General features: G+C 68.9%; 8 protein-coding genes. 6 read left to right on the top strand and 2 right to left on the bottom strand.

The features are described from left to right. Genes ACFQ7Q_RS36985 through ACFQ7Q_RS36975 form a run of 3 tightly spaced genes read left to right on the top strand, consistent with a single transcriptional unit; the run spans position 1 to position 2,647 of the window. Entirely contained in the window at positions 1–1,419 is a 1,419-nt protein-coding gene (locus tag ACFQ7Q_RS36985) for a M16 family metallopeptidase (protein WP_383563300.1), read from the top strand. 17 nt (positions 1,420–1,436) lie between these two features. Next, on the top strand, positions 1,437–2,189 hold the full coding sequence (gene dapB, locus ACFQ7Q_RS36980; RefSeq protein ID WP_383563297.1) for a 4-hydroxy-tetrahydrodipicolinate reductase: 753 nt from the start codon (positions 1,437–1,439) through the stop codon (positions 2,187–2,189). Positions 2,190–2,194: 5 nt separating this feature from the next. Beyond that, complete coding sequence (locus tag ACFQ7Q_RS36975) at positions 2,195–2,647, top strand: hypothetical protein (RefSeq protein ID WP_383563294.1); 453 nt, start codon at positions 2,195–2,197, stop codon at positions 2,645–2,647. 14 nt (positions 2,648–2,661) lie between these two features. On the opposite strand, the gene ACFQ7Q_RS36970 is transcribed toward ACFQ7Q_RS36975, so the two are convergent. Further along, the gene (locus tag ACFQ7Q_RS36970) at positions 2,662–3,216 is read right to left on the bottom strand and encodes a hypothetical protein (RefSeq protein WP_383563291.1); all 555 of its coding nucleotides are present in this window, start codon (positions 3,214–3,216) and stop codon (positions 2,662–2,664) included. Positions 3,217–3,311: 95 nt separating this feature from the next. After that, the gene (locus tag ACFQ7Q_RS36965) at positions 3,312–3,551 is read right to left on the bottom strand and encodes a hypothetical protein (protein WP_376443594.1); all 240 of its coding nucleotides are present in this window, start codon (positions 3,549–3,551) and stop codon (positions 3,312–3,314) included. Positions 3,552–3,751: 200 nt separating this feature from the next. On the opposite strand from ACFQ7Q_RS36965, the gene thyX reads away from it, so the two are divergent. The 3 genes from thyX to ACFQ7Q_RS36950 all read left to right on the top strand — a co-directional run bounded on the left by thyX (position 3,752) and on the right by ACFQ7Q_RS36950 (position 7,375). Further along, the gene (gene thyX / locus ACFQ7Q_RS36960; RefSeq protein WP_383563287.1) at positions 3,752–4,492 is read left to right on the top strand and encodes an FAD-dependent thymidylate synthase; all 741 of its coding nucleotides are present in this window, start codon (positions 3,752–3,754) and stop codon (positions 4,490–4,492) included. 177 nt (positions 4,493–4,669) lie between these two features. Next, positions 4,670–5,569: a 4-hydroxy-tetrahydrodipicolinate synthase gene (gene dapA, locus ACFQ7Q_RS36955; protein WP_383563284.1), complete on the top strand. Its 900-nt coding sequence runs from the start codon at positions 4,670–4,672 to the stop codon at positions 5,567–5,569. A gap of 120 nt (positions 5,570–5,689) precedes the next feature. Continuing rightward, a complete protein-coding gene (locus ACFQ7Q_RS36950; RefSeq protein ID WP_383563281.1) occupies positions 5,690–7,375 on the top strand; it encodes a ribonuclease J in 1,686 nt (561 codons plus the stop codon). Positions 7,376–7,682: the final 307 nt, after the last annotated feature.

Here is a 7,682-nt window from a genome sequence, read left to right as displayed (position 1 = left end):
ATACACCGCCGGCTCGCAAAACACGCCCCCCCCCCACCTGTCCGGCCCCTTAGTCCCGTTGTCCCGCCCCCCCCCTCTTCGGAGGGGCGGGCCGTCGCCCGTACCCAAACGCTTCTCCCGGGCAAGGACGGCATCGGCACGGTCCGCCGCACCACCCTCCCCGGGGGCCTGCGGATCGTCACCGAGACCCTGCCGTCCGTACGCTCCGCCACCTTCGGCATCTGGGCGAACGTAGGCTCCCGCGACGAGACGCCCACGCTCAACGGCGCGACGCACTATCTGGAGCACCTCCTCTTCAAGGGCACCAAGCGACGCAGTGCCCTCGACATCTCCGCCGCGCTCGACGCGGTCGGCGGCGAGATGAACGCCTTCACGGCGAAGGAGTACACCTGCTACTACGCGCGGGTCCTCGACACCGACCTGCCGCTCGCGATCGACGTCGTCTGCGACATGCTCACCGGCTCGCTGATCCTGGAGGAGGACGTGGACGCCGAGCGCGGCGTCATCCTCGAAGAGATCGCGATGACCGAGGACGACCCGGGCGACGTCGTGCACGACCTGTTCGCGCAGACCATGTTCGGCGACACCCCGCTGGGCCGCCCGGTCCTCGGCACGGTCGACACGATCAACGCCCTTGACCGGGGCCGGATCGCCCGCTTCTACAAGAAGCACTACGACCCGACCCACCTGGTCGTCGCCGCCGCGGGCAACATCGACCACGCCACGGTGGTACGCCAGGTCCGCCGCGCCTTCGAGAAGGCCGGCGCCCTCACCCGTACGGACGCCGGCCCGGTCGCCCCGCGCGACGGCCACCGCACGATCCGCACGGCGGGCCGCGTCGAGCACCTGAGCCGCAAGACCGAGCAGGCACACGTGGTCCTCGGAATGCCGGGCCTGGCCCGCACCGACGAGCGCCGCTGGGCGCTCGGTGTGCTGAACACGGCCCTCGGCGGCGGGATGTCCTCCCGCCTCTTCCAGGAGGTCCGCGAGAAGCGCGGCCTGGCCTACAGCGTGTACTCGTACACCTCGGGCTTCGCCGACTGCGGTCTCTTCGGCGTGTACGCGGGCTGCCGCCCCAACCAGGTCCACGACGTGCTGAAGATCTGTCGGGACGAGCTCGACAAGGTCGCCTCCGACGGACTGACCGACGACGAGATCGCCCGCGCCATAGGCCAGCTCTCCGGCTCGACCGTCCTCGGCCTGGAGGACACCGGCGCGCTGATGAACCGCATCGGCAAGAGCGAGCTGTGCTGGGGCACCCAGATGTCCGTCGACGACATGCTCGCCCGGATCGCCGCGGTCACCCCGGACGAGGTCCGTGAGGTCGCCCGTGATGTGCTCGGACAGCGCCCCTCGCTGTCCGTCATAGGGCCGCTGAAGGACAAGCAGGCGGCACGCCTGCACGAATCCGTCTCCTAGAGAGAGTTCAGAGAGCAATGAGCAAGCTGCGCGTGGCGGTCCTCGGAGCCCAGGGCCGTATCGGTTCCGAGGCGGTACGGGCCGTCGAGGCCGCCGAGGACATGGAACTGGTCGCGGCGCTCGGCCGCGGCGACAAGCTGGAGACGCTCGCCGACGCGGGCGCCCAGGTCGCGGTCGAACTGACCACCCCGGCCTCGGTGATGGACAACCTCGACTACTGCGTGAGCCACGGCATCCACGCGGTCGTGGGCACCACCGGCTGGACCGAGGAGCGCCTCGCGCAGCTGAACACCTGGCTCACCGCCTCTCCCGAGACCGGCGTCCTGATCGCCCCGAACTTCTCCATCGGCGCCGTCCTGACGATGAAGTTCGCCCAGATCGCCGCTCCCTACTTCGAGTCCGTCGAGGTCGTGGAGCTGCACCACCCCAACAAGGTCGACGCCCCCAGCGGCACCGCCACCCGCACCGCCCAGCTGATCGCCGCGGCCCGCGCCGAGGCCGGCCTCGGCGCCCAGCCGGACGCGACCGCGACCGCCCTGGAGGGAGCGCGCGGCGCCGACGTCGACGGCGTTCCGGTGCACGCCGTACGCCTGCGGGGCCTGCTGGCCCACCAGGAGGTGCTGCTCGGCGGCGAGGGGGAGACTCTGACCGTCCGTCACGACTCCCTGCACCACTCCAGCTTCATGCCGGGCATCCTCCTGGGCGCCCGCCGCGTGGTCACCACTCCCGGCCTCACCTTCGGCCTGGAGCACTTCCTGGACCTGGGCTGACGGTCATGGGTGGAAAGATCACGTACGTCTTCCTCGCCACGGTCCTCGTCCTCGTCTTCGGCGTGGTGGCGATGGAGGGCGTCCTGCTCCTGCTGACCGGCGAACCGGCCGCCATGGGCATGGGCGCGGTCGCGTTCCTGCTGCCCTGCGTGGGCGGCTGGTTCCTCTGGAAGAACACCGCCTTCGCGCGGAACGCGCAGCGGCTCGCCCGCGAGCTGGAGGCCGAAGGCGGCCTGCCCGTGGACGAGTTGAAGCGCACGGCCGGCGGCCGGATCGACCGGGACTCGGCCGACGAGGTCTTCGCGCGGCGGCGCGCCGAGACCGAGGACTCCCCGGACGACTGGCGCTGCTGGTTCCGGCTCGCGGTCGCCTATCACGACGCCCGCGACACCCCGCGCGCCCGCAAGGCGATGCAGCGCGCGATCGCCCTCCACGAGGGCCGCACGGTCAGCGCGTAGCGGGGTCGGTCAGGTCAACGCGAGGCGTGGGCGCCGTACTCGGCGTTCCACGCCTCGACCGTGTCGGCGGCGCGGTCGAAGGCCTCGATGCGGGAGAGGAAGTCGGCGTTGTGGTCGGTGAGCAGCGTGATCTGCTCACCACCCTGCCGTACGAGAGCCAGCGCCTGGCCCTGCACGGTGCGGGGCAACCCCAGCCAGCGCACGGGCTGCTGCACCGTGCGGAGCTCCGTCACCTGCGGCCAGGCCACGGTCGCCGTCGAGAAGAACCCGACCCTGCGCACACCGTGACGGCTCACCCAGGTGCCCACGCGCAGCGCGCGCAGCGCGGCGGCGATGATCGCCGCGGCGAGCCCGAACGTCGCGACGGCACCGCCCGAGGCCGACGCCGCGGCGATGATCACCGCGGCGAAGAGCACGAACGACGCGAGCAGCAGAGCGAGCGCCGCCGACCCGACCCGCCAGGGTCCCGGACGGTAGGGACGACGCCACTCGTCGTGGTCGTCGTACGGCAGCGCGACGTCGTCGGACGCGTCAAAAGCGCGGTCGGCCGTCAGAAAAGGCAGGGGCACGACTGGTCCTCACTCACAAGCACGCTCGAAGGGGCTGTGCCCGGTGAGGCTACCCAGGTGGTCTCGACCGGGCCACCCCAGGGGGGCCGTACTGCTCAACGGCTGTCGGAAGCCTCGGACTGCTGCCGGTGGCCCTCGGCCGCACCCGACTGCATCGACGGGATTCCGAAGAGCAACGATCCGACGAGACCGGCCACGACGGTCAGTCCGACCAGCGTACGGCCCGCTACCTCGGAGACGCTGAGGCGCTCCCTTGGCGGCGGAGTGACGTTACTGCGGAAGCGGTCGGCATCAGCGACGAACGCGAACGGGACAGCTTCTCGCCGGCCGAACATGGGGTCACTCTCCTTGGAGTTCTCTGGTGTGCGGTGTCACAGAGACAGACGAGCAAAGTCACCATTCGGTGCCCGATTTCCCCGAATTGGCCAAAGAAAGTGGTCCGGGTGGGTGTGGGGGCAGGTGAGGGGCTCCGCTGTCAGTGGCTCCCCGTAGAGTGGGCGCCGCCCGAGCGACGCACTTTGGAAGGACCCCGCCGGTGACCGACACCCCCGCAGCAGACCTCAAGCCCAGTTTCCGCAGCGATGTGACCGTCGAGCTGGTGAAGCACAGCGCCGCCGACTCGGACGTGCTGTGGGCGGCCCGCGTCTCCACGGCGGGGGAGCAGTCGCTCGACGAGCTGCAGAAGGACCCCGAGCGGTCCACGGGGCTCATCAACTACCTGATGCGGGACCGCCACGGCAGCCCCTTCGAGCACAACTCGATGACCTTCTTCATCAGCGCCCCGATCTTCGTGTTCCGCGAGTTCATGCGCCACCGCGTCGGCTGGTCGTACAACGAGGAATCGGGTCGTTACAGGGAGCTGGAGCCGGTCTTCTACGTTCCCGACGCCTCGCGGAAGCTGGTCCAGGAGGGCCGCCCGGGCAAGTACGTCTTCGTCGAGGGCAGCGAGGCCCAGCAGGAGCTGACCGGCCGCGTCATGGAGGACTCCTACGTCCAGGCGTACGCGGCCTACCAGGAGATGCTCGACGCCGGCGTCGCCCGCGAGGTCGCCCGCGCGGTCCTCCCCGTCGGCCTCTTCTCCTCGATGTACGCCACGTGCAACGCACGCTCGCTGATGCACTTCCTCGGCCTGCGCACCCAGCACGAGCTCGCCAAGGTGCCGTCCTTCCCGCAGCGGGAGATCGAGATGGTCGGCGAGAAGATGGAGCAGCACTGGGCCCGGCTCATGCCGCTGACCTATGCCGCGTTCAACAAGAACGGCCGTGTGGCCCCTTAAAGCACAGATGTACGATCCCGTCACGCGAAGTGTCCGTATTGCGACGTTTCACGAAGTTCATCTAGGCTGATCAAACGGACCCGGCACTGCTTGAACCCCCGAGCAGGCAGTGCCGGGCTCCTTTCACACGTCCCCCGAGGGGGCACCGGGCGCTGAGCAGCGAGTAGCGTGTTACCCATGGCTCCGATCTCCACTCCGCAGACCCCCTTCGGGCGGGTCCTCACCGCCATGGTCACGCCCTTCACGGCTGACGGCGCAATCGACCTCGACGGTGCCCAGCGACTCGCCGCCCATCTGGTGGACGCAGGCAACGACGGCCTCGTCATCAACGGCACCACCGGCGAGTCCCCGACCACCAGCGACGCGGAGAAATCGGAGCTGGTACGAGCCGTACTGGACGCGGTCGGCGACCGCGCCCATGTCGTCGCCGGCATCGGCACCAACGACACCCATCACTCCATCGAGCTCGCCCGCACCGCCGAACGCGACGGCGCGCACGGCCTGCTCGCCGTCACGCCGTACTACAACAAGCCCTCTCAGGAGGGCCTGTACCGGCACTTCTCGGCCATCGCCGACGCCACCGAGCTCCCGGTGATGCTCTACGACATCCCCGGCCGCAGCGGCGTCCCGATCGACACCGAGACGATCGTCCGGCTCGCCGAGCACCCCCGGATCGTCGCCAACAAGGACGCCAAGGGCGACCTCGGCCGGGCCAGCTGGGCCATCGCCCGGTCCGGCCTCGCCTGGTACTCCGGCGACGACATGCTCAACCTGCCGCTGCTCTCCGTGGGCGCCTGCGGCTTCGTCTCCGTCGTCGGCCACGTCGTGACCCCCGAGCTGCGCGCCCTCCTGGACGCCCACCTCAACGGCGAGGTCCAGAAGGCCACCGAGATCCACCAGCGGCTCCTGCCGATCTACACGGGCATGTTCCGTACACAGGGCGTCATGACCACCAAGGCCGCCCTCGCCCTCCAGGGCCTCCCGGCCGGTCCGCTGCGCCTGCCCCTCGTGGAACTTTCCGCGGAGGAAACCGCCCAGCTCAAGCTCGATCTCGCCGCCGGCGGGGTACAGCTCTAACAACAGACTTCATAACTGAATATCCGATCGGTCAACGATCGACTGACAACAGCAAGTGCACGAATGTCATGCGCGCCACGTGCCCAAGCGGTACGTGGCGCGTGTGGTGAGGAGAGTCTTTTGAGTCATCCGCATCCTGAACTCGGCGCCCCGCCGAAGCTGCCCAAGGGCGGCCTGCGCGTCACCCCGCTCGGCGGGCTCGGTGAGATCGGCCGCAATATGACGGTCTTCGAGTTCGACGGCCGGCTGCTGATCGTCGACTGCGGCGTCCTCTTCCCCGAAGAGGAGCAGCCCGGCATCGACCTGATCCTGCCCGATTTCACCACCATCCGGGACCGCCTCGACGACGTCGAGGGCATCGTGCTCACGCACGGCCACGAGGACCACATCGGTGGCGTCCCGTACCTCCTCCGGCTCAAGCCGGACATCCCGCTCATCGGCTCCAAGCTGACCCTCGCCCTGATCGAGGCGAAGCTGCAGGAGCACCGGATCCGCCCCTACACCCTCGAGGTGAAGGAAGGCGACCGGGAGACCCTGGGCCCGTTCGACTGCGAGTTCATCGCGGTCAACCACTCCATCCCGGACGCGCTCGCGGTTGCCATCCGCACCCCCGCGGGCATGGCCGTCGCCACAGGCGACTTCAAGATGGACCAGCTCCCGATGGACGGTCGGCTCACCGACCTCCACGCGTTCGCGCGGCTCAGCGAGGAGGGCATCGACCTCCTGCTGTCCGACTCGACGAACGCCGAGGTCCCGGGGTTCGTCCCGCCGGAGAAGGACATCTCCAACGTCCTGCGGAACGTCTTCGCGAACGCCCAGAAGCGGATCATCGTGGCCAGCTTCGCCAGCCACGTCCACCGCATCCAGCAGATCCTCGACGCCGCCCACGAGTACGGACGCCGGGTGGCCTTCGTCGGCCGCTCGATGGTCCGCAACATGGGCATCGCCCGTGACCTCGGGTACCTCCGGGTCCCGGCGGGCCTCGTCGTGGACGTCAAGACCCTCGACGACCTGCCGGACGACGAGGTCGTGCTGGTCTGTACGGGATCCCAGGGCGAGCCCATGGCCGCGCTGTCCCGGATGGCCAACCGCGATCACCAGATCCGGATCGTCCAGGGCGACACCGTGATCCTGGCGTCCTCGCTCATCCCGGGCAACGAGAACGCGGTCTACCGCGTGATCAACGGCCTGACCCGCTGGGGTGCCAACGTCATCCACAAGGGCAACGCCAAGGTCCACGTCTCGGGCCACGCCTCGGCAGGCGAGCTGCTGTACTTCTACAACATCTGCAAGCCGAAGAACCTGATGCCGGTGCACGGCGAATGGCGCCACCTGCGGGCCAACGCCGAGCTCGGCGCGATGACGGGTGTCCCGAAGGACCACATCGTCATCGCCGAGGACGGCGTCGTCGTCGACCTGGTCGACGGCAAGGCGCGGATCGTCGGCAAGGTCCAGGCCGGCTACGTGTACGTCGACGGCCTCTCGGTCGGCGATGTCACCGAGGCATCCCTGAAGGACCGCCGCATCCTCGGCGACGAGGGCATCATCTCGGTCTTCGTGGTCGTCGACGCCTCCACGGGCAAGATCGTGAGCGGTCCGAACATCCACGCCCGCGGCTCCGGCATCGAGGACTCGGCGTTCGACGCCGTGATTCCGAAGGTCGAGCAGGCCCTGAACAAGTCGGCCCAGGACGGTGTGGTCGAGCCCCACCAGCTCCAGCAGCTGATCCGCCGTTCGGTCGGCAAGTGGGTCTCGGACACGTACCGGCGGCGTCCGATGATCCTCCCGGTCGTCGTGGAGGTCTGAGCAGCTCGCGCTGCCTGACCAGCGTCAACCCGGAGCGGGGCGCCTCGATTTGCATCGGGGCGCCCCGCTCCAGTACGTTTACGGCTCCGCCAGCAAGGGAAACCCGGCACCTTCGTGTGCCTGAACGGTTGACCGGAAGGGGCGGGGAATTCGACTCAGAACTTCTGATAAAGTCGGATCAACGCCGGAAAGCGGATCGGGAAAACCGAGAAGCCGGAAAGCACCGAGGAAATCGGATCGGAAAGATCTGATAGAGTCGGAAACGCAAGACCGAAGGGAAAAGCCCGGAGGAAAGCCCGAGAGGGTG

Origin of the sequence: Streptomyces sp. NPDC056527 (assembly GCF_042794475.1) — a bacterium.
In the GTDB taxonomy this organism is placed as follows: domain Bacteria; phylum Actinomycetota; class Actinomycetes; order Streptomycetales; family Streptomycetaceae; genus Streptomyces.
This window is presented reverse-complemented; position numbering and strand designations above follow the sequence as displayed.